Raw genomic sequence first — 23,525 nt, 5'->3', positions numbered from 1 at the left:
CGCTCCCTTGAGCAAGTCGAGTCAGTTGAGCAGCTTGAGCGGCCTGTCAGGGCTCAAGGCCGTCGTCACCGGCGGCGCGTCCGGGATCGGGCTGGCCACGTCCCGGATGCTGGCCGAGCACGGCGCCACGGTGGCCGTCCTCGACCTCGCCCCCTCCGACGCCCCCGAACCGCTGATCGCTCTCAAGGCCGACCTCAGCGACGACGCCTCGGTACGTGCCGCCGTGGACGCCGCTGCCGAGGAGCTCGGTGGCCTGGACATCCTGGTCAACAACGCGGGTGTCGGCGCCGTCGGTACCGTCGAGGACAACCCCGACGAGGAGTGGCACCGCGTCCTCGACGTCAACGTCCTCGGGACGGTGCGCACCACCCGCGCCGCCCTGCCGTATCTGCGGCGCTCGTCGTACGCGGCGATCGTCAACACCTGCTCCATCGCGGCCACCGCGGGCCTTCCCCAGCGTGCCCTGTACTCCGCGAGCAAGGGAGCGGTGCTGTCGCTGACCCTGGCGATGGCCGCCGACCATGTCCGTGAGGGCATCCGCGTCAACTGCGTCAACCCCGGCACCGCCGACACCCCCTGGGTGACCCGGCTCCTGGGCGCCGCCGACGACTCGAAGGCGGAACGCGCAGCCCTCGACGCACGCCAGCCCCTGGGACGCCTGGTCACCGCGGGCGAGGTGGCGGCGGCCGTGGTCTACCTGGCGAGCCCCGCCGCGTCGTCCGTCACCGGCATCGCCCTCGCCGTCGACGGTGGCATGCAGGGGCTTCGGCTGCGCCCGGCGGATAGCGCATGAGAGCGACCACGCTGGGCACCACTGGTGTCAGGGTCACCGAGCTGTCGTTCGGGGCCGCCGCCATCGGCAACCTCTTCCGCCCGGTCACCGACGAGGCCGCGTTGGCCGCGGTGGAGGCCGCCTGGGACGCGGGCATACGCACCTTCGACACCGCCCCGCACTACGGACTCGGGCTGTCCGAGCGACGCCTGGGCGCCGCGCTGCGCGACCGCGACCGCGACACGTACACCGTCTCCACCAAGGTCGGGCGACTGCTCGAACCCCACCCGGAAGGCGGCCGCGGCGACGATCTCGCCCACGGCTTCGCCGTGCCCGGCACCCACCGCCGAGTCTGGGACTTCAGCTCCGACGGAGTCCTGCGCTCCCTGGAAGCCAGCCTGGACCGCCTCGGCCTGGACCGTGTGGACATCGCCCTGCTGCACGACCCGGACCACCACGCCGAGCAGGCCCTCACCGAGGCCTACCCGGCGCTGGAACGGCTGCGCGATGAAGGCGTCGTCAAGGCGATCGGCATCGGAGTGAACCAGTGCGCACTCCCCGCCCGCTTCCTGCGCGAGACCGACATCGACGTGGTGCTGCTCGCCGGCCGCTACACCCTGCTGGAGCAGGAGGGGCTTGCTGAGCTACTGCCGGAGGCCGCCGCCCGCGGCAGGAGTGTCATCGTCGGCGGGGTGTTCAACTCGGGTCTGCTCACCGACCCCAAGCCCGGGGCCATGTACGACTACGTGCCCACCCCACCCCACGTGCTGGACCGGGCACTGCGCATGAAGGCGGTCACCGAACGCCACGGCGTACCGCTGCGCTCAGCCGCTCTGCGCTTTCCGTTCGGCCATCCGGCGGTCGCGAGCGTATTGTCCGGAGCGCGTTCCGCCGAGGAGGTCCGCGACACAGTGGCCCAGTTGCGGCGAACGGTACCGGCCGCGGTCTGGGACGCACTGCGCGCAGAGGGGCTGCTGCCCCTGCACGTCCCCGTCCCTGTCGTCTCACCGGTCGACGAAGCCGATCGGCCGAAGGGGGACGCGAGGAGTTGTGGGGGTGACCGCCATGGAGGGGAAGACCGCTGAGGGCGTCATCGACGCACACCACCACGTGTGGGATCTCTCCGTCCGCGACCAGGACTGGATCACCGGACGGGAACTCGCCCCGCTGCGCCGCGATTTCATGCTCGCCGAGCTGGAGCCCGAGGCCCGCGCCGCCGGCGTCACCGCGACGGTCCTGGTCCAGACGATCGACGTTCCGGAGGAAACGCCGGAGTTCCTGGCCTTGGCCCAGGACAGCGACCTGGTGGCCGGTGTCGTGGGCTGGACCGACCTGACCTCCCCGGATGTCGCCCGCGCGCTCGCGGGCCTGCGGGAGGGGCCGGGTGGCGAGTACCTGGTGGGCATCCGACACCAGGTGCAGGGCGAATCCGATCCTCGCTGGCTGGCACGGCCGGACGTGCTGCGTGGGCTCGCCGCGGTGGCCGAGGCGGGGCTCGCATACGACCTGGTCGTCAGGCCCCACCAGCTCGCGGTTGCCCATGAGACCGCTCAGTTGCTGCCCGGCCTCACCTTCGTACTCGATCACGCGGGCAAGCCCCCCATCGCCTCGGGCGAGCTGCGGCCATGGGCGGACGCGGTGCGCCTGCTGGCCTCGCTGCCCAACACCGTCTGCAAGCTCTCCGGCATGGTGACCGAGGCCGACTGGGACCAGTGGAACGTCGAGGACCTCCAGCCGTACGCCAACACGGTCCTGGACGCTTTCGGACCGCGGCGGCTGATGTTCGGCTCCGACTGGCCCGTCTGCCGGCTGTCCGCCACCTACGCCAAAGTCGTCGCGGCCGCACGGGAGTTGATGGCCGCCCTCCATCCCGCCGAACGCCGCGAGGTCTTCACCGGAACCGCCCTGCGGACCTACGGTCTGACCTCCACCGGCTCCCCGGCCGCTCAGGAAGCACCATGCGCATAGCTCTCTTCATCACCTGTTTCAACGACATGATGTTTCCCCGCACCGGCCGGGCGGTGACCGACCTACTGGAACGGCTCGGCCACTCCGTGCAGTTCCCGCAGGGCCAGACCTGCTGCGGCCAGATGCACTTCAATACCGGGTAACGCCCCGAGACCCTGCCCATGGTGCGCCGTTTCGCGGAGGTCTTCGCGGACTATGACGCCGTGGTCACTCCTTCCGGCTCCTGCGCGGGCATGGCGCGTGACCACCACCGGGTGGTGGCCGCCCAGGTGGGGGACCCCACGCTCACCGAGGCGGTCGAGCGGGTGGTGCCGACGGTGTACGAACTGTCGGAACTCCTCGTCGACGTCCTCGGCGTCACCGACGTCGGCGCACACTTCCCGCACCGGGTCACCTATCACCCGACCTGCCACTCCCTGCGCATGCTGCGGGTCGGCGACGGCCGCTCAGGCTGCTGCGCGCGGTGAAGGGCATCGACCTGGTCGAGCTGCCCGCCGCCGAGTCCTGCTGCGGCTTCGGCGGCACCTTCGCGCTCAAGAACGCGGACGTGTCCAACGCCATGCTGGCCGAGAAGATGCGCCATGTCCTACGATTCTTCGATCACCTCGAGGTAGAACTGCTTCCCGGAGCTCGCGGCGTACGGCGGCCACCCGATCCGGCCACTCGGCTGCCACTCCGTCCGGTTGCACGATCGACTTCACCAGGCACACTCCTTCTGGCTGAGGGCACCGGACGTGGCCAACTGTGAGACTCAGAGCGGTCAATTGAAGCGCTCCGGACCACAATTCTTACTGGTCAGGGCTACCTTCCGCTCTTCTGACCACTCGTCGGACAACGTGCTCAGGAGACTCCGCGAGGTTGGCTACGCGCAGTCCATCACGCGATGGTGATGAGGCAGACCACCCTGACCGCACGGGCCACGGTGGACGGCGCCGTCAACGCGAGCGAGAAAGTCGTCATCTCCGAGCATCGGATCGCTGCCGCCGAGTCTGACGTCGTCCTACGCTACCTCCCACAATGGCGAAGACCTGACGCGTGAGTTGTGGCCTTTCGGCAGTCTCGCCGCTTGATTCGGAGGTTCGCGCATGTGCAGCGAACCGAGCGTGACGGTGGCGGTGGACCTACCCGCCCACGGCCCAACGCGCTCCTGCAACCACGCTCAACAGCAGAGCGGGAAGTATCCACCACCACGGCATGACCCTGCGCACCGAAGGCACAAGCCACAGCGCCGCCGCAGCCCCGGCGGCCGCGATGGTGACGACGCACGACAGCACGACTCCGGCGTACGCGTCGTCGTCCCAGGTGCCGGACGGAGTGATGGCCAGCGCCGTCCAGCAGAAGTACGCGGCGATAAGGGTGAGCAGGGTGAGGGGTACAGCGAGGACCACACGGAGGCAGCCGCGGTCGTCGTCCACGTGGGAAGGGCTGGTCATCAGCGCAGTGCGTTCCTTGCCTCGTCCAGATTGTTCGCGAACCCACGCCCGTAGTCCTGGGCGTCGTCGGTCTCCCAGTACGGCCCGCCGTTGTAACGCGCGGCGAGTTCCTGGTACTGGGCCGGTGTCATCTCCTCGGCCGGCACATCGGCGAACTCGCTCTCCGCCTTGAGCTGGGCCAGGTACTCCGAAGCGATGAAGATGTTCTGCGCGGGATCCTGCAGGGTTGTTTCCACCATGCCGCGCTGCTGATCGGTGAGGTGCTCCGGGTCGTAAGCGAGAACCTCGGCGCCGCGTCGCACCTGGATGGCGATGGGGCCCATGAACGTGTTGTCGGGGTCACCGCCGAGTCGCCACGGCAGGCTCTCAGGAGTGATCGGGCTCAAGGGAGCGAATCCCGCGAACCGTGCGACCTGCTTGGCCACGTCCGCGGGCGCCCGGGGTTCGCGGGACTCGCGGGCCATGGTGGTCAGTTCGGCATCAGGCCGCCCCTCGTGGAGAAAGCCCGCGATCTCGATCAGCAGATTCGCGTTGCCATTGATCGACTCGGCGTTGGCGACCAGGGAACCAGTAGCCGGGGCGACGGCCCCGCCGCCGCTGTCTGCTGGCAGCTGATCGAGTTGCATGCCGGTCTGCTGACGCGCCAGGGCGTCGGCTTCAACTGGGCCCACTCCTCTTCGAAAGACAACCTGTTCCCCCTCCAGGTCCGTCACCTCGAACAGTCAATCGATCATGCCATTGGAGGGGTGCGAAGGGAAACCTCGACGCTCCGTGTGGGGGGCTGGTCCACACATCGTCTTGGCCAGTCGCGCACATCCCGGGCCGCCGCGGGGGCGTTGGAGCGCGTTGACGGCCCGGTGACGGGTTATTCGCCCAGCTCACAACCCGCCCTCCACGGCGGCCCGCTTTACTGGCCCCAACAAAGCCTTTGGACGTGGCGGTGAGTGATCAGGCAGACGGTGAGCCCGAGAAATGCCTCGTGTATGTCGTCGTGTTGTTGCCAGCGGATGCGCAGGCGGCGGAAGCCGTGCAGCCAGGAGATGGTCCGCTCGACGACCCAGCGGAAGGTGCCCAGGCCGGTGCCGTGGGGCTGGCCGCGTTCGGCGATCACCGGCCGGATGCCGCGTTCGCGGAGGAGCCGTCGGCATTTGTCGTGGTCGTAGCGGCGGTCGGCGAAGAGCATGTCGGGCCGGCGTCGTGGCCGGCCGACGACTCCCGCGACCGCGGGGAGCTTGTCGAGCAGGAGTTGGGTGACGTCGTTGCGGTTGCCGCCGGTCAGCGACACCGCGAGCGGGACGCCCTGCCCGTCGGTGATGAGGTGGTGCTTGCTGCCCGGCCGTGCACGGTCGACCGGGCTGGGTCCGCTTTTGGGCCTCGCCGAGCCGCTCTGAATGGGAGGAGTCGATCACCGCCCGGGACCAGTCCAGCTGGTTCTTCGACCGCTGCTTGTTCAGCAACAGCTGGTGCAGCTGGTCCCAGACGCCGGCTTCGTTCCAGGCCGCCAGACGCCGCCAGCACGTCATGCCCGAGCCGAAGCCGAGCTCCGGGGGTAGGTACTCCCACTTGATGCCGGTGTGCAGGACGAACAGGATGCCGCACAGGGCCTGCCGGTCAGACACCCGGGGACGCCCTTCCACCTGCTTTACACGCCATCGCGCTGCCACTTGGCGTAAGTAGCCGTACACGGTTTCCCAGGGCGGGAGGTCGTGCGGGACGTAGCGTCACTGCACGCCGGTGCGGTCCACTTAGAGGATCGCGTTCATGATCTCGCGCAGATCGTGCTCGGGCAGGCGTCCGATGTTCAGCGCATGCCGGCGCCGCTCGGCCCGCCATGCGGACAGCACCGGTGCGATCAACTCCCAGCGGGCGTCGGACAGATCACTCGGATACGGGCGTGTTCGGCCATGACCTGGACCTACCGCCGGCCAGGGGCGTGCGCCCCGGCGTGCACCGCCGACGCCGGAAGCACGTGTGCCGGCGTCTTGGGATGAGACAGGCACAAGCGCAATCTGTCCCAGCCGTCACACCGCCCAGCACATCCGTCACCTCGCTCCCACCAGCCTTGCCGAGACGACGACCCGCCGTCAGAAAGTGCAGGCCAAAGCGCCCCTCAAGGGAAAAACGACCTCCTAGGATCTTCCTTGAAGTCGGGTGTGAGCTCGTGACAAGATCGCGGAATGCTGCGACTCACCGATTTCATTATCGACTGCCCGGACACGATGAAGCTGGCGGCTTTTTACTCCGAGGTGACGGGCCGTCCGATCAAGGAAGGCAGCTCCGAGGACTGGGCTGGCATCCAGTTCGGCGAGATCGAACTGGCATTCATCCGGGTGGACGACTACCGCGCTCCGCAGTGGCCGGACAGCGAGCACCCCAAGCAGTTCCACCTCGACTTCGAAGTGGACGAGATCGAGTCCGAGCAGCGCCGCGTCCTCGACCTCGGCGCGACGCTGAGGCAGGACTTCATCGGCCCCGACGGCTACGGCTGGCAGATCTACACCGACCCGATCGGCCACCCCTTCTGCCTGTGCCGCAACAAGGGTGTCATCTGGACCGACCAGGGCCCGATCTGGCCCAAGCGCGACTAATTGGCGTCCACTCATCGCCGGGAGGCACTCCCTGCGAGGGCCGCTGCGTCTTGGACGCGCTGCCGCAGGCACGCTGAGCACAGGCGACAGCGGCGGCTATCCAGGGTTGCCGAACAGCGTGACATCGACAGGGGAGAGGTCGGGCCGGACGCGGTACCAGCGGGCCGGGTGCCGCCAACGCCCGGCACTGTCCCGGGCGACGTCGACGCCGACTTCCGCCACCATCTCGGGGCGCACGAGGGTGACGGTCAAGTTCTCCCTCGTGCCCCACGCGGCGGAGAACGTCCAGCCCGTCCACGGGTGCTCGCCTCCGGCCGGGGCCAGCAGCGGCGTGAGAGCATGGCCGGCTGCTTGCGGCAGCGTGGTGGTGTGGTCGGTGTACTGCAGCCGCCCGGCCGTGTCGTAGCGTCCCAGCAGCAGCGTCCCAGGCGCCGTCAAAGGTGCGGTGAACGCGCCGACGATCGCCTCCCGCGCCGCCCCCACCCGCTCCGCCGACCAGATCCGTGCCCTCCTAGCGTCTTGAGGTATCGGGCCGGCCACCGCGAGCGGGGAGCACCAGGAAGTGCGAGAAGTCCGAGGACGCTGTCAGTCTTCGTACACGGGGCGCAGGGTCACCAAGTCGGTGCCGTCGCAGTAGGTGAGCGGGCCGCCGACGCCTTTGTCAGCGTGCCGGAACGCCTGGCAGTTCGATGTGCCGCTCCAGAGGGTGTTGCCCCGGCGATCCAGCAGGAGCAATCGTCGTCCGTCCTGCCAGAAACCGCCTGTGACGGACCGCGCTGCGGGGCTCAGCCCGCGGGGACGGACCAGTTGGTCGGCGTCTGCGTACAGGAGCCGGTCGGGGCGGCCGTGTGCGCGGATGATCTCGTTCCTGGCGCCATCGCTGACCAGGTACTCGCCCGGGGCCAGGCGTCGGAAGGGGCGCAGGGTCCCGAAGTAGGGATTGACGACCAGGGCGCCTTCGGCGTCCGGCAGTACCAGGCGGAAGCCGACGATCAGTGGAAGGGCGGGGTCCCAGCGGCATCCGGTGCGCTCGTCGCGGGGGGCCTGAGGTTGGTCCCAGACGAAGCTGTACCGCCAGCCGCGGTCCCCGTCGCCGGATTCCACCCCGCCGGCGAGAACGGTGGCGCGGCAGCTGCCCTCGGCCGGTGCGGTGACCATGATGACCCGGTCGTTGTCCTTGATGATTCGGTCGACGGTGCCGTCGGGCGGCCGCAGCCCCGCCTGCCAGTGCAGCTCGGCGTCGTCCGGGTCGACGGTGCCGACACGGTCGGGGGTGATCAGGTGGGCTCCGCAGCCGGCCCCGCTGTGGCCGTCGGCGGTGGCGGGACCGTCGGCCCGGCAGGCGTCCACGACCCGTACCGCCCCAGCCACCACGCGCGTCCACCGGAGCCCGCCTGACCGGGCGTCCCAGCCGGTCAGGCGGCAGGAGCCGGGACGGCAGACCGCCGTCAGCACCTCGAAGCCGTGCTCGGACAGGAAGACCCGGCTGCCGGACGGCAAGTCATGCCGCCAGGTCAGGAGTCCCCGCTCCGAATCGAGCCCGGCGATCGCGCTCGGCCACCGCGTCGGCGGTGGCCAGGACGGCGGCCAGGCGGCCTGAGTACGAAGGTACATCTGGCCAGCGACAACCGGGCACGGCCGTTGGCCCTCTACGTCACCGCTGGTCAGGCGGGCGATGCTCCGGCATTCGAGGCCGTCATGGCCAGGATCCGCGTCCCCCGGCGCGGACTCGGCAGGCCCCGGACTCGGCCGGAGACCGTCCTCGCGGACCGCGCGTATTCTTCCCGCGCGATCCGCGGCCATCTCCGACGGCGGGGCATTCGCGCCGTCATCCCGCAGCCTGCCGACCAGGTCGGACACCGCCTGCGGAGAGGGCGAGCCGGAGGCCGGCCGCCAGGTTTCGATGCGGAGGCATACAAGCAGCGCAACACCGTCGAACGGTGCATCAACCGCTTGAAGCAATGGCGTGGTCTGGCAATGCGCACGGACAAGCTTGCCCTGGCCTACGAGGCTGCTTTGCACTTGGCAGCCATCCTGATCTGGTGCCGCTCGACGCGGTGATCAGAGCAGCTCGTGCACGACCAGGCGGGACTGCTTCCCCGAGAAGGCGCTTCGCAGGGCTCGGGCCTCACCGTTCCGGGCAGCGAAGACTCCTCGTTTGTCCACGTGCACGACCAGGACGTCATAGCTATCGATGACCTCGGAGATGCCCCGCGTCTGGATGGTGTCCCGCCAGGCTTCCGTGTTCCGGCCGAACCACTCCGGCAGTCCGCAAGGCTCAGCCACGGCGTCCCAGAAATCATCGAGCGTCTCGATCGGCCTACCTCGCAGGTCAACCACCAGTTCGGACTCAATCTTCTTGGCCATCACGACAGAGTAATCGGCCATCTTCCAAGGCGTCAGAGCTCCAAAGAGACAGGGCCTAGGCGGCCTCGGCTTTCTTCGCGTCAATGTCAGGCTGTTGGCGATCGGCGGGTGGACACGGACCGAAGCCGCCTTTGGTGGTTGGTCCTTGATGTGCCGCCCTCTGGTGGCAGGATCCTGTCGACCGGCGGGCTGGCTCGTTTCTTCGCTGCCTCGTACGGCGGTGGCTTGTCGGCGATGTGCCGCCCGCCGGTCGCAGGCTGTCCGGTGCGGTGTGGCTTGATAGCGCCTCTGTGTGTCAAGCGGCTTGAGCGAGGTGAGTCCGTTGGTCGCGTTTCATGATCCGGTAGACCACGTTGGACAGCCGTCGCTTGAGAGCCCTGCGGGCCTCCGAAGGCGTCTTCCCCTCACTGATCTTGCGGAGGTAGTAGTCCTGCCCGCGCCCGCCGTCGCGGATCTGGCAGACGGCGATGGTGTGCAGGACCGAGTTCAGCGCACGGTTGCCACCGGTGTTGAGCCGGTGGCGGACGTTGTTGCCGCTGGAGGCGTCCAGGGGCGCGCTGCCGGTATAGCTGGCAAAGTGGTGCTCGGTGGGGAAACGCCTGATGTCCCCGATGTGGCCGAGGACCTTCGCGGCCAGCACGGTCCCCAGCCCCGGCAGGGTAGTCAGCGTGGTGCGTGTCGCGGCGACGGCCTCGCGCATCTCGGTTTGGTTGTCCTTGACCTGCCGGTCCAGCCTGCGCAGGTCGGCCAGCAGGTCACGGGCTATGTCCCGGCGGCAGTTGTCGGTGGCCGTGACCGGCCGGATCCCCTTCATCAGGGCGGCGGCCTTGTCGGCCGACAGGCCGGTGGGTGCTCCGCCGGGCAGGAGATCGCGCAGGACGGCGTGAAGTCGGTTGAGGACGCGGGGGCGTTCGTGGACGAGGTCGTCGCGCCGCTCGGTCAGCAGCCGCAGGATCGTGGTCTGGTCTTCCTGGACCACGGGTCGCAGGTCATGGCGGAAGAGGGCGACTTGGGCGACGTGGAGGGCGTCCTTCGCGTCGGTCTTGCGGTCACCGCCGGTGGCCAGCAGCCGGGCCCGGGCCGAGAGGGTCGACGACGTTCTCGCCGGCGGCGGCCAGCTGCTGGGCGAGCGAGCGGCCCAGGCCGCCGGCGCCCTCGACCGCGAAGCGGCGGTCGGGCCACTGCTCGCACCAGCGCGTCAGCTGGCGGAAGGTCCCGGCGTCGACGACGAACCGGCGTTGGGCCACCTGGTGGCCGGCGGCGTAGACGGCGACGGCGGTGTGGGACGACTTGTGGGGATCGATGCCGATCAGGATCACAGGCTGGTGCCCTCGCACTCGATGAGACAGGAAGGGGAGTGCGGTGGGCACCCTGACTTGAAGTCACCGTGTCACCTTCATGCCTCTGTCGAGCCACACCGCGCGGGTGTCGGCCGGCGGCGGCACGCTATCAGTGAGCCAGCCCGAGGGCGGCAAGGAGCACTGCGGGCCCGTGCCGACCGACACCCTGGACGCTACGGCTGCAGACCGAGCATCTGGGCTCCATTCAACAAGTCAGGAGCGTGCCGCTGGCCCGATTGAGGCGTGCCCCCGGCACCGGACGATCACGTGAGCATCCGGTATCGCCGCTGGGAGGCATGTTGATTGTCGTCGGGATAGACGGACACAAGAACACGCACACGCTGGTAGCGGTCGATCCGCTAGGAAAGCGGCTGGCAGAACTGACCGTGGCCGCCAGGCCCGTTGGCCATCTCAAGGCTCTGGCCTGGCTGCACGGTTTCGGATCGGTGCTGGTGGCAGTCGAGGACTGCCGCCATTTGACCCGCCGGTTCGAGGCCGACCTCCCGAACAGCGGGCACGCGGTGGTGCGGGTGCACACCCGGCTGATGGCCGGGCGCACGACGCTCAGCCCGGGAGCGCGGGAAATCCGACCCGATCGATGCCGAGGCAGTGGCCCGGGGTGCTCTGCGCGAGCCTGACCTGCCCAAGGCATGCCTGGACGGCCCGAGCCGGGACATCAAACTGTTGGTCGACCATCGGCGCACGCTGGTGGCCCAGCGCACCGCCATCGGCAACAAGCTGGGCTGGTTCCTGCACGAGCTCGACCCGGAGCTGGCCGTCGCCTCTCGCGGCCTGCGCCGCCTGTGCATCCTGGACCACCTGGCCCACGCCTTGATCCAGCATCACGGGACGCTCGCGGCCATCGCTGCCGAACTCGTCGCGGACTGCCGCCGTCTCTCGGAACGCATCAACGCGCTGGAGAGCCAGATCCGTCGTCTGGTCACCGCCCGAGCACCGCACCTGGCCAGGCCTTCTCGTAGCCAGACCCTATGTCGCTGCTACGGTCGGGCGTGAACTTGATCTTCAAGGGAATTCTTCCATCTTCCCTGGTGATGTCCGTGTGCCGAGGGCGGTCGCGGAGTCGCTGGTCCGCTCCGCATCCGCCCCCGGCTCCGGCGGTGAACTGGACGAGCTTCATCCGCGCGGATGGTGTACCCCACCCCGACCTGGCCACGGGCCATGTTCTACGGGTGGCGGGCCAGCAGGTGGGTGTCGAGGAAGCCCCGCTCGGACGCTGGGTCGTGGAGCAGCCGAGCCACCGTGACGAGTCCGGCACCGGCCAGCAACTCGGCAAACTGCTCCGCCGGCCAGCTGTAGGCAGGCGCCACCTTGTGATCGAAGCGGACCGGCTCCGGCCCCTCGGTCCCGAAGAACGACACCAGGAGCAGACCCCCCGATGCCAGAACACGCACTTGCTCAGCGAGCAGCGCGGGCAATTCTTCAGGTGGGGTATGGATCATCGAGTAGTGGGCCAGCACTCCACCTAGCGCGCCGTCCTCGACCGGCAGGGCCTCCATTCGCGCTTCGTCGAACCGCAGCGCCGGATGGGCCCGCCGCGCGTGGGCGACCATAGCCGGGGAGAGGTCGATCCCGAAGGCGTCCAACCCCAAGTCGTGCAGCATGGCCGTCAAATGGCCGGGTCCGCACCCGACATCGGCTGCCCGCAGGTTCCCCGTGCCACGCACGAGCTCGGCGAAGGTGCCGATCATGTTCCGCGCGAACGGCTGCGTCTCCAGGCGATTAGCGAACATCGATGCATACAGCTCGACGACCCCGTCGTAGGACGCCCTGGTCTCGTCCTGGTGATTCAACACGGGAAGGAAGTTAACACCCGTGCCGTTCACAGCAGTTCTCGGACCCCCGGGAATCAGACAGACCCGGACCGATGTGGCCCGGGGCTCGCTCGCGTATCCGCGGGGGTCGGATGGTCATGCACGCGATGCCCTGCCCAACGACGGCTGCGGCGCCTGCACAAGCTGACGGCGTACCTGTATCAGGTGGCATTGCTGAACACGTCCCTCTACGACAAGTGCCCGGTGCTGAAGGCCGAGAGGCCCGAGCAGGTGGAGAGCCGCCTGTTCAGGTGCAATACCAAGGCCCGCACACTGCACTGGGGTATGGCCCTGCTGGGCATCCGGACGCCGCAGCGGCTATGAGGTACCTGAAGAGACGCCCCGGCCCGTCCCTGCGGGAGCGGCCGGGCCGGGGCGTTCGCTCAGGCGCAGAAGTTCGGGCCGTTGAAGTCCCAGAACGCGTCCTTGGTCGCCGGTCCGGCCACCCCGTCGACGGCAAGGTTGTAGTTGCCGCCGTTGTAGTCGCCGATATAGTTCAGGAAGCGCTGCAGCCCCGTGATCGTGTTGGGTCCGACGATTCCGTCGATGGAATCGTCGTAGTAGCCGAGGGCCCTGAACAGTCTCTGCGCCGCCTTCCAGCTGTCCGTGCCCAGCTGTCCGTCGATCGTGCCGGGCCTGTAACCCAGGTCGCGCAGGTAGCACTGCCAGTGCTTGGCCCGGGTGGTGTTCAGCCCCAGGTTCACCACCGCGAGCGGCGCGACCTCGGCGCTCGCCGCCTGCTGCTGTGCGGAGGCGGGAGCCGCCGTGGCCGTGCCCGCGGTGGCCAGGCCGCCGGCGGCGATCCCGATCACGGCAGTGGCACTGACGAGTGCCTTCGTGAGAGCTCGCATGCTGTTCCCCTCCGTTGACGTGCGATGAACGGAACCGACCGCACCAGCCGACTCCGCAACGAGACTGCAGCTCCGGCGCAATGTCCGGCCACAGTTGACCCAGTAGTGGCATTGCCCCGGGACGTCCCAGACACTGACCTGCTGAAACGCTGCCCGCCGAGTCACTACGGCGGGACGACCACGAGCGGGCGATGGCCGATTCTGCAGGAGGGCGGGGCCCCCGGTCGCCGTGACGACTGATGCAGAATGAGGCCGGGACATGGGGTGCGCGCAGAACCTGCGGCCTGCGCGAATGGCGCGCATGTGACTCCCCTTTCTCTGGCCTCGCTCATGGACCTTAGGGTCATCGTGGGTCTCGGACTTTGTCATCCGTGCAGGGAGCTTTGTCAGTTGTGCACCGCCTTAAGGTGACGCCGCATCAGGTGAGGGCCCTGTGTGCGCCCGTCGAAGCCGTTGCGCAGCGAGATCGAATCCTGCCAAGCTGACGGCGGGAACTGTCCGCGGGGGGACTTGTGGGGGAACGGGCCGAGGTATGGTCAGGCTGGCTGTATGACCGATGCAGACGAAGGTCTGCCTGATGAGCCCGGTTCTGGACACCGCGTTCATACCGCCGCGAGACCGGGAGGAAGTGGTCCGCACCGCGGTGTGGGAATCCGTGGTGGCGGTCGACATCGATCACGGTCCTCCCGCTGAGGACCTCTCCGTTCGTATAGGACTCGGCACCGTCGGACCCCTCAGGATCTGTTCGGCGCGGGCGACGGCGGTCACGATCCGTCGTACGGAACGGCTGGCCCGGGAGGACGAAGAACCTGCCGTCTTCCTCGGCCTGCAGGTGAGGGGCACCAGCCTGGTGGCGCAGAACGGACGCGAGTGTCTACTGGGACCGGGGGAATTCGCCGTCTACGAATCGATCGCTCCCTACACACTTCTCTTCGACGAGGGAGTCGACCACCATTTCCTGCGCTTCCCCCGCGCGGCGCTCGCGCTCCCGGACCGGCTGTTGCGAGACACCAGCTCACTCACCCTGGGACCCGACAACCCCATTGCGCCTCTGGCCTTCACCTATTTCTCCCAACTGGCCGTCAGCGACGAGTTGCACCAGGGTGTGCACGCCGAAACCGTCGTGGAGCCCAGCGTCGAACTCCTCCGCGCCGTCCTGACGTCCCAGCACGGAAACTCCAGCCTTACCAAAGGCCCGTTGGCGGCGACACTCAGCCTGCGGATCACTCAGTACATCCGGGTACACCTGGCTGACCCCGATCTGTCGGCGGCTCGGATCGCCGCCGCACACGGCATCTCCGTACGCCATCTCTACGCGGTGCTGTCCGGGTCGGGCATCAGCCTCGGCGACTGGATCCGCTCACGCCGCCTGGCCGAATGCAGGCGAGAGCTGGCCGGCCCGAACGGCCGGCTGCGGACCATCGCAGCGATAGGACGAAGGTGGGGCTTCGTGGACGCGACCCACTTCAGCAAGGTGTTCAAACAGGCATACGGACTCTCGCCTCGGGCCTGGCGCGACCAGAACCACCCCCGCTCCTGCGCGTGATGGCCTCGGCGCGGCCATGTTTCGCGTGAGAGCTGCACGCCGTACTGGATGGGGAACCAGACCCGGGTGCGTCCGGCCTGCTCCCTGCTGACGAACAGGTTCGGTCTGGCAAGAGGTAGGCGTTACACAGCTTGCAGGCCGTTCCAGGCCAGCGGCGCACCAGACCGCGCCCCGACGGCGACTGACATCCGGGCGCGGCATGTCCCGCCGTTGCCTGCGCCGCCCCGGCTCCCGGCTGGCCAGTGCCTGGCAGACCCATCCTGAAGGGCAGTCGTCGAGCACGCCCCGCCCGCGGACGGCCGGCACTGCCCTGAATGCCGCACCGATCTGGCCCGTCAGTCGCCGGGCCTGCTCAAGGCATTCTTCAGCCGCAGCGACACCCCGAACACAGTGACGATCGTCTCGACGTGGGACCGGCTGGTTGGGCTCGCGTACGCCCCGTCCAGGAAGGGTTCGACTCGAAACGACGGGCGGGTGCCCGGGTTGGTGTCTACCGCACCAGGCAGGGGCGCTTGCTGTCGAACTCCCAGTCGGGGATGAGGTGTTGCATGGTGACGGCGTCGTCGCGTGCCCCCAGCGCCTTCTCCCGGTAGAGGTCGTGGGCCGCGAGGAGCCGGTCCATGTCGAGGTGGACGCCGAGGCCGGAGGCGTCCGGGACGGCGATCTCGCCGCCGACGATGCGTGGTGGGGTGGTGGTGAGCCGTTCCAGTCCTTCCTGCCAGATCCAGTGGGTGTCCAGGGCGTTGTACTCGCCGGGGGCCGCGGCGCCGCAGTGGGTCACCATGGCCAGGGAGATGTCGAAATGGTTGTTGGAGTGGCAGCCCCAGGTCAGGCCCATCGCGTTGCACAGTTGCGCCACGCGCACGGAGCCCTGCATGGTCCAGAAGTGGGGGTCGGCCAGCGGGATGGACACCGACTGGAGGGCCAGGGCGTGGGTCATCTGGCGCCAGTCGGTGGCGATCATGTTGGTGGCGGTGGGAAGGCCGGTGGCGCGGCGGAACTCGGCGAGGATCTCCCGTCCGGAGTAGCCGCCTTCGGCTCCGCAGGGGTCCTCGGCGTAGGCGAGCGTGCCGGCCAGGGGCCGGCACAGCTCGATCGCCTCGCGCAGTGACCACGCGCCGTTCGGGTCGAGGGTGATGCGGGCTTCCGGGAAGCGGTCCTTGAGAGCGCGTACGGCCGCCACCTCCTCGGCGCCCGCCAGGACGCCCCCCTTGAGCTTGAAGTCCCGGAACCCGTAGTGGTCGTAGGCCGCCTCGGCCTGACGGACGATCGCCTCCGGGGTCAGGGCCTCCTCGTGCCGGAGGCGGTACCACACCACGGGCGAGTCCGGTTCGCGGACGTACTCCAGGTCGGTGCGGTCCGGGTCGCCGACGTAGAAGAGGTAGCCCAGCACCCGTACGGAGTCTCGCTGTTGGCCATCGCCCAGGAGTGCGGCGACGGGCACGTCGAGGTGTTGTCCGAGGAGGTCGAGCAGCGCCGACTCGACGGCGGTGACCGTGTGGACGGTGGTGCGCAGGTCGAATGTCTGGGCGCCCCGTCCGCCGGCGTCGCGGTCGGCGAACCGGTCGCCGATCTCGCGCAGGACGCGCTTGTAGTCCCCCACCTTCGCTCCGATGACGAGGGGTTCGGCGTCACGGAGCGTCTGGGTGATCTTCTCGCCGCCGGGCACCTCCCCGAGTCCCGTACGGCCTTCGGAGTCGGTGAGGACGACGACGTTGCGGGTGAAGTACGGGCCGTGCGCGCCGGAGAGGTTCAGTTCCATGCTGTCCCGGCCGGCGACGGGGTAGACGGCGAACTCGGTGATGGTCGGCTGACTGCTCATGCTGGTCCAAGTCCCTTGTGTCATGGGTAAGTCGAGTCGGATTACAGGCTGAGGACGTCGAGGGCCCACTCGGCCACCAGGACGCCCCCCAGGCCGAGGACGGCGAGCACCGTCGTATAGGTGGTACGGACCTTGATCGCCTCGATGACGGAGAGGTTGAAGTACTCCTTGAACAGCCAGAATCCCGGATCGTTGACGTGGGAGCAGGCGATGGAACCGCAGGCGACGGCGAGCACCATCATCTCCGGGTGGACCCCGCTGCCCGCCAGGAGCGGCAGCACCACGCCGGAGGCCGTGACGACGGCGACCGTCGCCGAGCCGAGCGCGACGCGGAGGATGACGGCGACGAGCCAGGCGAGGACGATCGGCGAGACGGACCAGCCGTCCGTGACGTCCTTGATGTAGTCGGAGATCCCGCCTTCGACAAGGACGTTCTTGAAGGCCCCGCCGGCGCCGATCACCAGGAGGATCATCGCCATCGCCTGGGCCGCCGAGGTGCAGGAGGCGCCGACCTCCTCCAGGCTCCGGCCGATCCGCGGTCCGAAGGCCCAGATGGCCAGGCACAACGTCAGCAGCAGCGCGATCGGTGCCGAGCCGATGAAGGCGACGAAGTTCAGGAACGGGCTCTCGGTGGAGGTGGCCATGTCGGTCACGGCGGCGGCCACGATCAGCGCCACGGGGAAGAGCGCCACGAACAGCGACCAGCCCAGGCCTGGCATCTCCTCGTCGGTGAACTGGCGGTCGCTGACCAGGCCCTTGGGGATGGAGGGGTCCATCGCCCTGATGAACGGAAGGCGCGGCCAGGTCAGGGCGATGAGCGCGCCGGCGGGGACGGCGATGAACAGGCCGTAGAAGAGCGTAAGTCCGACGGAGGCGTGGAAGGTCGCGGCGACCGCGGTGGGGCCGGGGTGCGGCGGCAGGAAGCTGTGCATGGTGGACAGGGCGATGGACATCGGCAGGCCCACCCACAGCAGCTTCGCCCCGGTGACCCTGACCAGCGTGAACGCGATCGGCACGATGATGATGAAAGCGACCTCGTAGAACATGGTCACGCCGATCAGCATGGCCGTGACCACCATGGCCACCTGGACCCAGCGTGGGCCGAAGGCGTCGAGAAGCTTGCCGGCTATCCGCTGCGCGGCGCCGGAGTCCCCCATGACACGGCCGACCATGGCGCCGAGTCCGATGGTGAGCATGGTGTCGCCGATCTGGTCCCCGATGCCTTCGGAGAGGACGTCGGGGATGGTGGCCACCGGGATGCCCCGGACCAGTGCGACGCCGACCGCCACGAGCAGGAGGGCCGTGAAGCCGTTGACCCTCAGCCTGGTCATCAGGAGAAGCAGGATCAGAACACTGATCCCGACTACGAGGAGAGGCATGACAGTTCCCCTTTGAACTGTTGAGTGAGCAGTCGTTGGCGCCGCCGACCGCGGGGGCGGCCCGATCAGTGCGCGACGTGATCGGCCGCACGGCAGGGAGAAGCGGTAGGGCGCTGTCGCGTGCCGGTGCGGGAAGGGTGGTACGGGCGGCGTTCACGGCGGTGGGCTGGGGCCGTACCGCCCATGGGAGGAGCGAGGAGAGGAGAGACGGTGGGCACGAGGGGTGCCCCGGTTCGTCAAGCGGGTCGTCGTACGGTGCCGACCAGGCCCAGGCCGTGATCCAGCACCTTCTCCAGGTCGGCGAGGTCGGTCGGGCCGGGGTCGGTGAGCGGGGCGCGGACCGGGCCGACCGGGAAGCCGCGCAGCCGGGCGGCGGCCTTGACCAGCGAGACGGCGTAGCCCGGCACCCGGTCGCGTAGTTCGACCAGCGGGACGTAGAACTCGCGCAGCAGCGTGGTCACGCCCGCGTCGTCCCCGTCCCGCAGCGCGGCGAAGAAGGTGTTCGCGATCTCGGGTGCGAAGGCGTGGACGGCGGAGGAGTAGGCGGGAACGCCGACCGTGGCGTAGGCGCGGGCCTGGATCTCGGCGGTGGCGGCTCCGTTGAAGAAGAGGAAGCCCTCGGGCGCGGCGAGCGTGAGGCGCTGGAGCCGGTCGAGGTCGCTGTGGCCGTCCTTCAGGCCGACGACGGTGGGGATGCGCGCGATCCGGCGCAGGCTGTCGGCGGTGAAGGCGACCTGGCCGCGCTGGTACGTGATGAGCGGCAATCGGGTGCCGTCGGCGATCCGGCGCAGCTGCTCCACCAGACCGTCCTGCGGGGCCCCGACCAAGTAGTGGGGCAGTACCAGCGCGGCGTCCGCGCCGGCTTCCTCCGCGATACGGGCGAAGCGCAGCGCCTGCGCCCAGCCGTAGCCGATGCCCGCCACCACCGGCAATCGTCCGCCGGCGGCCTCGACGGTGGTCCGCACGACCGCCCGGTACTCGTCCTCGTCCAGCGAGAAGAACTCTCCGGTCCCGCAGGCCGGGAACACCGCGCCGGGTGCGGTGGCCAGCCGGTCGGCCAGGTACGCCCGGTAGGCGTCCAGGTCGAGGCTGCCGTCGGTCCGGAAGCTCGTGAGGGGGAAGGACAGCACCCCGCTCGTCATTCCGTCACGGAGCCGCTGGGCGACCCCTGCTGCCTCCGCGTTGATACCTGCCATGTCCCATCCCTGTATGCAGATGACGTCTACGTATGCAGATGGAGGTTAGAGGGATGAACACGATGGGTCAACGGGTAGGGAGGAACCGGCAACCGACCGGAATCAGCCGGGCTCGCCCGGATCGGCGGCGGATCTACGATGGCCCCATGTCGGAGGAGAGAGGTGTCCGCGGAGTGAAGTCGGCGGCCCGGACCGTCGCGCTGCTGGAACTGCTCGCCGCGCGGGGCGAGCAGCCCTCGCGTCTGGACGAACTCGCGGAGGAACTGGGCGTGCCGCGAAGCAGCATGTACCAGCTGCTCCAGACCCTTGTCGACTGTGGTTGGGTCCGTACCGACGCCACCGGCTCCCTCTACGGCATCGGGATCCGCGCCCTGCTCACCGGTACCGGCTATCTGGACGGCGACCGGCGCATCCGTGCGGTCCGGCCGTACCTCGACGAGGCGTCGGACGCGCTCGGCGAGACGATCCACATGGCACGGCTCGACGGCGCGGACGTCGTCTACCTCGCCACCCGTGAGTCCCACGAGTACCTGCGCACCATCAGCCGGGTCGGCCGCCGTGTCCCCGCCCATGCCGGTGCGCTCGGCAAGGCGCTGCTCGCCGAGCGCACCGACGACGAACTGGACATGAGGCTCGGGCCGTTGACGGCCCTCACGGAGAACACGCGCACCGACCGTGCCGCACTGCTCGCCGACCTGGCCCAGGTGCGCGAGCGCGGCTACTCCATCGACCGCGAGGAGACGGTGACCGGTATCGCCGGGTTCGGCTTCGCCCTGCGCTACGACACACCGGCCACCGACGCCATCAGCTGCTCGGTCCCGGTGGCCCGCCTGACCCGGGACCACGAGGCCCGCATTGTCTCCGTGATGCGGGAGGTACGGGCGAGGATCGAAGACCACCTGCCACCCGTCCCGGGCACACCCGACTGGCGCTGAGGCTGCGGACGGCATGCCTTCCCCGCTGGCGGGCCCGCTGTTCGGGTACTGCTGCTGTGCTTCCTGCGGGACAGTGGGCTGAGGGCCGGAACCGAGGCCGTGACGGAGCGGTGCGACTGAGCATCCCCTGCGCAGCCGGGACAGGCAGACATGTCTACAGAGCCCCTACCGATCATCCTGCCGTTTTCCCTACCGGCACCCGCGCTGCGCCGTAGCAGGCCGTCCGATCGCCAGGAGGTCCCTCAGGTACACCGCGACTGACTCAACCACGTCGCCCATCTGGTCAAGCAGCCTGCACGGCTCCCACACATCGCCGGTCTCCGCGAGTGAACCGGCCCGCGGTACGACCAGCCACCTCAGATCTCGGCCTTGCCCGTCTCTCTCGATCACACCGTAGCCACCTGCATCCGGCGTTGTCGCCTGAACTGGGCAAACCCCCTGGTAGTTCAGTCAACAGGTAGACACCCTGCTGCTCCAGCAGATCCTGGCCGAGCCGAAATGGGCGAAGAAGCTGACCGCTGAGGAAGGGCGCGGCCTGACCGCGCTGTTCTGGTCCAACATCAACCCGTACGGCACCTTCCGGCCGGACATGGACAAGCCCCTCGACCTGGGGGCTGTCGCTGCGCCGCACCACGGCCCCGCACACCAGCGGACGCCGCCGACCGATCCGGCGTGCGCCTGGCCTGATGCGGTCCTGCGCGGCGCGGGATCGTTTCATCGTCGGCGCGGCTGCTGAAGGGACGGACCGGTCGAGCTTTGCCAGCAGTACGCGGTGGCTACCTGTGACCGCCTGTCGTCGCACATGCCCATGGTTGCCGGGGCGGGCGATGACGAAGAGAACAGGCTTCGCCAACCCTGGGCGGCGCCCAGATGACGGCGGCCCGGTTCTCAGGCCGGGTTCGACGTGCCGGTGACGACGTCCATCGCATGGCGGCGGTGGGCTGCGAAGAGGGGGAGGGCGGCTTGAGAGTCGCGCGCGCGCAGGGCGGCGGCCAGTGCATGGTGCTCCTGGGGGATGCAGTCGAGGTAGCCCTCGGTGCTGAGGCCGATGCGGGTGAGCAGGAACAGGTGGACCTGGCAGCGGATGGTCTCCCAGGCCGCGGCGAGCCGCTGGTGGCCGGTGGCGGCGAACACGGCGTCGTGGAAGGCGATGTCCAGGCGGACCATGGCGTGTGGGTCCGTCGTGTGATCCAGCCCGCCGGCCGCCCTTTCGATGGTGGCGAGGTCCTCGTCCGAGGCGTTCGCGATGACCTGCTGGACGGCGAGATCCTCGAGCGCGCCGCGCAGGCTGTCGAGCTCGGCGACATCCTCTGCGGACAGCGTCGTGACGACGGTGCCGCGGTGCCAGGCGCAGTGCACGAGTCCCTCGCGCTCCAGTACGCGCAGAGCCTCCCGCACCGGACCCCTGCTGACCTGCAGCACGCCGGAGAGTTCGACCTCTCGCAGCGGTGCCCCGGGGGCGTATGCACCACTGAAGATCGCCTCCCGGATCCGGTCGGCGACTTCGTCGGCCAGTCCGCGACGGCGGGCGGGGGCCACCGCGCGATCGTTGAGTTGCGTTTTCTCCATGTCGTGATGTTAACATTCCGTCGTTGTCCCAATGTTGACATTGCGACAATGGAGCGGTCGCTCGGTTGTCCCATCAGGAGAGAGGCGTAGCCCATGAAGGTGTTCCAGATCGGTGCCGCCGGAGGTGTCGGCAGGAGGCTCGCCGGCCTGCTGTCCGAGCGCGGTGACGAGGTGACCGGCATGCACCGCAGCCCGGCCCAGGCGGACACGATCCGCGCGACCGGTGCGGCGCCGGTGACCGGCGACCTGATCGCCGACTCTGTAGACGAGCTCGCCGGCAAGCTCGCCGGGCACGACGCAGTGGTGTTCTCGGCCGGCGCCCACGGAACCGGCATGGACAAGACCACGCTCATCGACGGCAAAGGCCTGGAGAAGGCAGCCGCTGCGGCCGAGACCGCAGGAGTCCCACGCTTCGTCCTCGTCTCCGTGTTCCCCGACGCCCTGCGCGGCGATGGGGCATCCGAAGGCTTCGAGCACTACGTCAGGGTCAAGAAGAGTGCCGACGTCCATCTCACCCGCACAGGCCTCAACTGGTTGATCGTCCGCCCGGGCACGCTGCTCGACGGACCGGGTACCGGGCGGGTCACCGCCGGGCCCGCCGTGGAGTACGGCGACGTACACCGCGACGATGTCGCCGCGTTCATCGACGCCGCACTGCACGAGCCCGCCCTCAGCCATGTCATCGTCGAGCTGACTTCCGGCGACACCCCCATCGCGGACGCGGTCGCCCGCCTCGTCTGAGCCCGGCGCTCCTGCCCACCCCTGCATCCCCCACCAGAGAAGGACAGCCATCATGACTGCGATCGATTCCTACAGCCACGGCGTCTCGGGCGAGCGTGAGTTCGGCTTCGCCCAGGCCATCAAGGTCGACCACACGATCTACGTCTCGGGCCAGCTCTCCCACGACGCAGAGGGCAAATTCCTCCATTCCGACGACTTCGATGCCCAGAGCGAGCAGGTCTTCGCCAACTTCGAGAAGGTCCTCGCCCACTACGGCGCCACGCGCAACCAGGTCGTCTCCGAGACCCAGTACATCGTCGACCTGCCGAAGTACAACAACGCCATGGCGGCCGCCAACCTGGCCTACTTCGGCGACCACCGCCCCACCAGCAGCACCATCGGCGTCGCCCACCTGTTCTTCCCCGGCCAGCTCATCGAGACCAACTTCGTCGTGGACACCCGTCTGCCCGCCTGATGGCACAGGCGTACTGGAGCTCCGTCTTCACCAGCTCCGCAGACGAGACATGGGCCGTCGTCCGGCGGTTCAACGGCCTGCCCGACTGGCACCCGGCCATCCGGGCGAGCGAGATCATCGGGGGCGGGGGCGGGCTCACCCCCGGTGCGGTCCGCCTTCTCACCGGGGTGGACGGCAGCTTCTACCGGGAACGGCTCGTGGCGCTGGACGACGCCGACCGGAAGCTGAGCTACGAGATCCTCGAGGCACCGCTGCCGGTCCGCGGCTACCGCTCGACGCTGCACGTCCAGCCCGTCGCCGACACCGGCGGCGCCTTCCTCAGCCGGCACGCCACCTTCGATCCGGCCGAGGGCACCACCGCCCAGGACGCCACCGCAGTCCTCGAAGCGGCCTACGCCCCGGCCCTCGCAGTATGACCTGATCATCTCCCTCACCCGTCAGAACTGGTAAGCGCCAGGTACGCCACGCCGCACGGAAGGAACCCCAGGCCCATCCCCTCGCCCGAAGGCCGCGCCGTGATCGCTTACATCAACGTAACCGGCACCGCAGCCAACGCGCGTGTCGATACCAACGATGTCTCCGGCCTGTGCTTCACCGACTACTACAACCTGCTGAAAATCGAGGGCACGTGGACCATTGTCAGCAAGATCTACCACACCAACGACGCGCCAGAATCCTAGATGCGAACACGGCCGGGGTGAGGACGGCCTGGGGTTCCCTGCTGTCCGAGGC

The 23,525-nt window shown here is 68.9% G+C and carries 26 protein-coding genes and 4 pseudogenes; 15 read left to right on the top strand and 15 right to left on the bottom strand.

Features of this window, described 5'->3' with window-relative positions; translation table 11 throughout:
* Window positions 1-34: 34 nt before the first annotated feature.
* The 4 genes and pseudogenes from QQS16_RS01115 to QQS16_RS01100 all read left to right on the top strand — a co-directional run.
* Entirely contained in the window at window positions 35-793 is a 759-nt protein-coding gene (locus tag QQS16_RS01115) for an SDR family NAD(P)-dependent oxidoreductase (protein WP_286066173.1), read from the top strand.
* Window positions 790-1,857, top strand: a complete 1,068-nt coding sequence (locus tag QQS16_RS01110; protein ID WP_286059630.1) for an aldo/keto reductase — start codon at window positions 790-792, stop codon at window positions 1,855-1,857. Before QQS16_RS01115 ends, QQS16_RS01110 begins: the two co-directional genes overlap by 4 nt.
* Window positions 1,838-2,740: an amidohydrolase family protein gene (locus tag QQS16_RS01105; protein ID WP_286066172.1), complete on the top strand. Its 903-nt coding sequence runs from the start codon at window positions 1,838-1,840 to the stop codon at window positions 2,738-2,740. Before QQS16_RS01110 ends, QQS16_RS01105 begins: the two co-directional genes overlap by 20 nt.
* Window positions 2,731-3,326: pseudogene (locus tag QQS16_RS01100) on the top strand ((Fe-S)-binding protein); the annotation flags it as partial. The gene QQS16_RS01105 and the pseudogene QQS16_RS01100, both read left to right, overlap by 10 nt.
* Window positions 3,327-3,861: 535 nt before the next feature.
* Here the strand turns inward: QQS16_RS01100 and QQS16_RS01095 are convergent.
* The 4 genes and pseudogenes from QQS16_RS01095 to QQS16_RS43785 form a co-directional block, all read right to left on the bottom strand.
* Window positions 3,862-4,173 carry a hypothetical protein gene (locus QQS16_RS01095; RefSeq protein ID WP_286059629.1) on the bottom strand — a complete coding sequence of 104 codons (312 nt, stop codon included), beginning with the start codon at window positions 4,171-4,173 and terminating at the stop codon, window positions 3,862-3,864.
* Window positions 4,173-4,886 (bottom strand): hypothetical protein, encoded by a 714-nt coding sequence (locus QQS16_RS01090; RefSeq protein WP_286059628.1) that lies wholly within the window; start codon window positions 4,884-4,886, stop codon window positions 4,173-4,175. Before QQS16_RS01090 ends, QQS16_RS01095 begins: the two co-directional genes overlap by 1 nt.
* Before the next feature lie 194 nt (window positions 4,887-5,080).
* Window positions 5,081-5,837, bottom strand: a protein-coding gene (locus QQS16_RS01085; RefSeq protein ID WP_502963742.1) for an IS5 family transposase whose coding sequence is annotated in 2 segments (ribosomal slippage) — window positions 5,081-5,567 and window positions 5,566-5,837 — 759 coding nt in all. Because the reading frame shifts where the segments join, the coding sequence is not laid out codon by codon here.
* A pseudogene (locus QQS16_RS43785) lies at window positions 5,819-6,050 on the bottom strand (transposase); the annotation flags it as partial. The pseudogene QQS16_RS43785 and the gene QQS16_RS01085, both read right to left, overlap by 19 nt.
* A 300-nt stretch (window positions 6,051-6,350) precedes the next feature.
* Here QQS16_RS43785 and QQS16_RS01080 point away from each other — a divergent pair.
* On the top strand, window positions 6,351-6,761 hold the full coding sequence (locus QQS16_RS01080) for a VOC family protein (protein WP_286059626.1): 411 nt from the start codon (window positions 6,351-6,353) through the stop codon (window positions 6,759-6,761).
* 96 nt (window positions 6,762-6,857) lie between these two features.
* Here the strand turns inward: QQS16_RS01080 and QQS16_RS01075 are convergent, their stop codons facing one another.
* A complete protein-coding gene (locus QQS16_RS01075; RefSeq protein WP_286059625.1) occupies window positions 6,858-7,244 on the bottom strand; it encodes a hypothetical protein in 387 nt (128 codons plus the stop codon).
* Window positions 7,245-7,346: 102 nt separating this feature from the next.
* A complete protein-coding gene (locus QQS16_RS01070) occupies window positions 7,347-8,375 on the bottom strand; it encodes a hypothetical protein (RefSeq protein ID WP_286066562.1) in 1,029 nt (342 codons plus the stop codon).
* Between QQS16_RS01070 and QQS16_RS01065 the strand changes: the two are divergent.
* Window positions 8,295-8,822: pseudogene (locus QQS16_RS01065) on the top strand (IS5 family transposase); the annotation flags it as partial. The gene QQS16_RS01070 and the pseudogene QQS16_RS01065 overlap by 81 nt on opposite strands.
* On the opposite strand, the gene QQS16_RS01060 reads toward QQS16_RS01065, so the two are convergent.
* From QQS16_RS01060 to QQS16_RS01050, 3 genes are all read right to left on the bottom strand, one after another.
* Window positions 8,823-9,128 (bottom strand): barstar family protein, encoded by a 306-nt coding sequence (locus QQS16_RS01060; RefSeq protein WP_286059624.1) that lies wholly within the window; start codon window positions 9,126-9,128, stop codon window positions 8,823-8,825.
* A gap of 295 nt (window positions 9,129-9,423) precedes the next feature.
* Window positions 9,424-10,194, bottom strand: a complete 771-nt coding sequence (locus QQS16_RS01055) for an IS110 family RNA-guided transposase (protein ID WP_286066171.1) — start codon at window positions 10,192-10,194, stop codon at window positions 9,424-9,426.
* Window positions 10,178-10,447, bottom strand: coding sequence for an IS110 family transposase (locus QQS16_RS01050; RefSeq protein WP_286059623.1), 270 nt, complete (start codon window positions 10,445-10,447; stop codon window positions 10,178-10,180). Before QQS16_RS01050 ends, QQS16_RS01055 begins: the two co-directional genes overlap by 17 nt.
* A gap of 317 nt (window positions 10,448-10,764) precedes the next feature.
* Here QQS16_RS01050 and QQS16_RS01045 point away from each other — a divergent pair, with 317 nt between their 5' ends.
* Together QQS16_RS01045 and QQS16_RS01040 are read left to right on the top strand one after the other, a co-directional pair.
* Entirely contained in the window at window positions 10,765-11,106 is a 342-nt protein-coding gene (locus tag QQS16_RS01045) for a hypothetical protein (RefSeq protein ID WP_286059622.1), read from the top strand.
* The gene (locus QQS16_RS01040; RefSeq protein WP_286059621.1) at window positions 11,078-11,482 is read left to right on the top strand and encodes a hypothetical protein; all 405 of its coding nucleotides are present in this window, start codon (window positions 11,078-11,080) and stop codon (window positions 11,480-11,482) included. The genes QQS16_RS01045 and QQS16_RS01040 overlap by 29 nt, the downstream gene beginning before the upstream one ends.
* A gap of 170 nt (window positions 11,483-11,652) precedes the next feature.
* Here QQS16_RS01040 and QQS16_RS01035 read toward each other — a convergent pair whose 3' ends face one another.
* Window positions 11,653-12,282 carry a class I SAM-dependent methyltransferase gene (locus QQS16_RS01035; RefSeq protein ID WP_286059620.1) on the bottom strand — a complete coding sequence of 210 codons (630 nt, stop codon included), beginning with the start codon at window positions 12,280-12,282 and terminating at the stop codon, window positions 11,653-11,655.
* A gap of 156 nt (window positions 12,283-12,438) precedes the next feature.
* Here QQS16_RS01035 and QQS16_RS01030 point away from each other — a divergent pair.
* A pseudogene (locus QQS16_RS01030) lies at window positions 12,439-12,624 on the top strand (DALR anticodon-binding domain-containing protein); the annotation flags it as partial.
* Between the two features lie 59 nt (window positions 12,625-12,683).
* Here the strand turns inward: QQS16_RS01030 and QQS16_RS01025 are convergent.
* Window positions 12,684-13,151, bottom strand: a complete 468-nt coding sequence (locus QQS16_RS01025; RefSeq protein WP_286059619.1) for a peptidoglycan-binding domain-containing protein — start codon at window positions 13,149-13,151, stop codon at window positions 12,684-12,686.
* A 577-nt stretch (window positions 13,152-13,728) separates the two neighbouring features.
* Here QQS16_RS01025 and QQS16_RS01020 point away from each other — a divergent pair.
* Complete coding sequence (locus QQS16_RS01020) at window positions 13,729-14,697, top strand: AraC-like ligand-binding domain-containing protein (RefSeq protein WP_286059617.1); 969 nt, start codon at window positions 13,729-13,731, stop codon at window positions 14,695-14,697.
* 490 nt (window positions 14,698-15,187) lie between these two features.
* Here QQS16_RS01020 and QQS16_RS01015 read toward each other — a convergent pair whose 3' ends face one another.
* From QQS16_RS01015 to QQS16_RS01005, 3 genes are all read right to left on the bottom strand, one after another.
* Window positions 15,188-16,519 carry an enolase C-terminal domain-like protein gene (locus QQS16_RS01015; RefSeq protein WP_286059615.1) on the bottom strand — a complete coding sequence of 444 codons (1,332 nt, stop codon included), beginning with the start codon at window positions 16,517-16,519 and terminating at the stop codon, window positions 15,188-15,190.
* Between the two features lie 41 nt (window positions 16,520-16,560).
* Window positions 16,561-17,898, bottom strand: coding sequence for a gluconate:H+ symporter (locus QQS16_RS01010; protein WP_286059614.1), 1,338 nt, complete (start codon window positions 17,896-17,898; stop codon window positions 16,561-16,563).
* A 236-nt stretch (window positions 17,899-18,134) separates the two neighbouring features.
* Window positions 18,135-19,094, bottom strand: a complete 960-nt coding sequence (locus QQS16_RS01005; protein WP_286059613.1) for a 5-dehydro-4-deoxyglucarate dehydratase — start codon at window positions 19,092-19,094, stop codon at window positions 18,135-18,137.
* A gap of 146 nt (window positions 19,095-19,240) precedes the next feature.
* On the opposite strand from QQS16_RS01005, the gene QQS16_RS01000 reads away from it, so the two are divergent.
* Window positions 19,241-20,029 carry an IclR family transcriptional regulator gene (locus QQS16_RS01000; protein WP_286059611.1) on the top strand — a complete coding sequence of 263 codons (789 nt, stop codon included), beginning with the start codon at window positions 19,241-19,243 and terminating at the stop codon, window positions 20,027-20,029.
* Between the two features lie 888 nt (window positions 20,030-20,917).
* Here the strand turns inward: QQS16_RS01000 and QQS16_RS00995 are convergent.
* The gene (locus tag QQS16_RS00995; protein WP_286059610.1) at window positions 20,918-21,598 is read right to left on the bottom strand and encodes a GntR family transcriptional regulator; all 681 of its coding nucleotides are present in this window, start codon (window positions 21,596-21,598) and stop codon (window positions 20,918-20,920) included.
* A gap of 93 nt (window positions 21,599-21,691) precedes the next feature.
* Between QQS16_RS00995 and QQS16_RS00990 the strand changes: the two genes are divergently transcribed.
* The 4 genes from QQS16_RS00990 (at window position 21,692) to QQS16_RS00975 (ending at window position 23,473) form a co-directional block, all read left to right on the top strand.
* The gene (locus tag QQS16_RS00990; RefSeq protein ID WP_286059608.1) at window positions 21,692-22,339 is read left to right on the top strand and encodes an NAD(P)H-binding protein; all 648 of its coding nucleotides are present in this window, start codon (window positions 21,692-21,694) and stop codon (window positions 22,337-22,339) included.
* Window positions 22,340-22,391: 52 nt separating this feature from the next.
* A complete protein-coding gene (locus tag QQS16_RS00985) occupies window positions 22,392-22,793 on the top strand; it encodes a RidA family protein (RefSeq protein WP_286059606.1) in 402 nt (133 codons plus the stop codon).
* Window positions 22,793-23,209, top strand: a complete 417-nt coding sequence (locus QQS16_RS00980) for an SRPBCC family protein (RefSeq protein ID WP_286059605.1) — start codon at window positions 22,793-22,795, stop codon at window positions 23,207-23,209. Before QQS16_RS00985 ends, QQS16_RS00980 begins: the two co-directional genes overlap by 1 nt.
* A gap of 99 nt (window positions 23,210-23,308) precedes the next feature.
* Complete coding sequence (locus QQS16_RS00975; RefSeq protein WP_286059603.1) at window positions 23,309-23,473, top strand: nuclear transport factor 2 family protein; 165 nt, start codon at window positions 23,309-23,311, stop codon at window positions 23,471-23,473.
* Window positions 23,474-23,525 lie beyond the last annotated feature (52 nt).

It is taken from the genome of Streptomyces sp. ALI-76-A (genome assembly GCF_030287445.1).
Classification (GTDB): domain Bacteria; phylum Actinomycetota; class Actinomycetes; order Streptomycetales; family Streptomycetaceae; genus Streptomyces.
This window is presented reverse-complemented; position numbering and strand designations above follow the sequence as displayed.

What these genes read in the sequence shown, in the direction of transcription:
- QQS16_RS00990 (WP_286059608.1), top strand. Translation starts at nt 21,692, where the DNA reads ATGAAGGTGTTCCAGATCGGTGCCGCCGGAGGTGTCGGCAGGAGGCTC.
- QQS16_RS01045 (WP_286059622.1), top strand. Translation starts at nt 10,765, where the DNA reads ATGTTGATTGTCGTCGGGATAGACGGACACAAGAACACGCACACGCTG.
- QQS16_RS01060 (WP_286059624.1), bottom strand. Translation starts at nt 9,128, where the DNA reads ATGGCCAAGAAGATTGAGTCCGAACTGGTGGTTGACCTGCGAGGTAGG.
- QQS16_RS01005 (WP_286059613.1), bottom strand. Translation starts at nt 19,094, where the DNA reads ATGGCAGGTATCAACGCGGAGGCAGCAGGGGTCGCCCAGCGGCTCCGT.
- QQS16_RS01080 (WP_286059626.1), top strand. Translation starts at nt 6,351, where the DNA reads ATGCTGCGACTCACCGATTTCATTATCGACTGCCCGGACACGATGAAG.
- QQS16_RS00985 (WP_286059606.1), top strand. Translation starts at nt 22,392, where the DNA reads ATGACTGCGATCGATTCCTACAGCCACGGCGTCTCGGGCGAGCGTGAG.
- QQS16_RS01110 (WP_286059630.1), top strand. Translation starts at nt 790, where the DNA reads ATGAGAGCGACCACGCTGGGCACCACTGGTGTCAGGGTCACCGAGCTG.
- QQS16_RS01015 (WP_286059615.1), bottom strand. Translation starts at nt 16,519, where the DNA reads ATGAGCAGTCAGCCGACCATCACCGAGTTCGCCGTCTACCCCGTCGCC.
- QQS16_RS00995 (WP_286059610.1), bottom strand. Translation starts at nt 21,598, where the DNA reads ATGGAGAAAACGCAACTCAACGATCGCGCGGTGGCCCCCGCCCGCCGT.
- QQS16_RS01105 (WP_286066172.1), top strand. Translation starts at nt 1,838, where the DNA reads ATGGAGGGGAAGACCGCTGAGGGCGTCATCGACGCACACCACCACGTG.
- QQS16_RS01020 (WP_286059617.1), top strand. Translation starts at nt 13,729, where the DNA reads ATGAGCCCGGTTCTGGACACCGCGTTCATACCGCCGCGAGACCGGGAG.
- QQS16_RS01095 (WP_286059629.1), bottom strand. Translation starts at nt 4,173, where the DNA reads ATGACCAGCCCTTCCCACGTGGACGACGACCGCGGCTGCCTCCGTGTG.
- QQS16_RS01010 (WP_286059614.1), bottom strand. Translation starts at nt 17,898, where the DNA reads ATGCCTCTCCTCGTAGTCGGGATCAGTGTTCTGATCCTGCTTCTCCTG.
- QQS16_RS01070 (WP_286066562.1), bottom strand. Translation starts at nt 8,375, where the DNA reads ATGTACCTTCGTACTCAGGCCGCCTGGCCGCCGTCCTGGCCACCGCCG.
- QQS16_RS00980 (WP_286059605.1), top strand. Translation starts at nt 22,793, where the DNA reads ATGGCACAGGCGTACTGGAGCTCCGTCTTCACCAGCTCCGCAGACGAG.
- QQS16_RS01025 (WP_286059619.1), bottom strand. Translation starts at nt 13,151, where the DNA reads ATGCGAGCTCTCACGAAGGCACTCGTCAGTGCCACTGCCGTGATCGGG.
- QQS16_RS01000 (WP_286059611.1), top strand. Translation starts at nt 19,241, where the DNA reads ATGTCGGAGGAGAGAGGTGTCCGCGGAGTGAAGTCGGCGGCCCGGACC.